This window comes from Halomonas sp. AOP13-D3-9 (assembly GCF_052379125.1).
Lineage (GTDB): Bacteria > Pseudomonadota > Gammaproteobacteria > Pseudomonadales > Halomonadaceae > Vreelandella.
Genome location: NZ_JBQSYH010000058.1, coordinates 1 through 647, shown reverse-complemented (window position 1 = coordinate 647; position 647 = coordinate 1). Strand labels below are relative to the sequence as shown.

Genomic DNA, 647 nt, shown 5'->3' with positions numbered 1-647 from the left:
TGTCGTCGACATCGCTTATTGGTCATGACATCCAGCGGTGACGCATTGTGCAAAGCCTGTAATGAGCAAGGGGAAATTGCCTGTCCATTGTGTGGTAATCCCATGCCAGCGGGTCGAGGCGATGCCTGTGAGCCCTGCTATTGGACGCGCACATGTCGTAAGCGGATCATCATTGGCCAAGCCGGTATCACCACCAAAGCGTTACGTGAGGCCTTTGGGGAATTTGGTGAATGGCTGATTCGTACCACAGGGCCGCATAAGGCTGCCCTCAAGATCAATCATTTCTTCTCGTTCTTCCTTGAGATCGACCAGGCATGGTCACGGATACCGAGCTATTCGGAGCTGCTTCATCACTTCGGGGCGGAGGGGTTGCGGCGTGTAAGACTTCCTATGCGATGGCTGCATGAAGAGCAAGGGGTAGAGCCGGATCACCAAGCAAAGAAGATCGACTCAGAGAAACGACGTATCAAAGCGTGTCTCAGGTCTATGCCGTCCGCTTCTTTATCAGAAAAAGCGCTGCATGCTTATTGGCAGCAATTGGAAACCCGTATAGAGGCGGGCAAAACGTCCCACACCTCCGCACGACTTGCACTAAGAGCGGCAGCCGCATTGCTACTCGCTACTGACCGGGAGGGGCAGCGACTGCC

1 pseudogene is annotated in these 647 nt (G+C 54.4%); it reads left to right on the top strand.

Going from position 1 to position 647, the window contains the following annotated elements:
• Window positions 1-102: 102 nt before the first annotated feature.
• Window positions 103-647 (top strand): annotated as a pseudogene (locus ACT3UM_RS24190) (hypothetical protein); the annotation flags it as partial.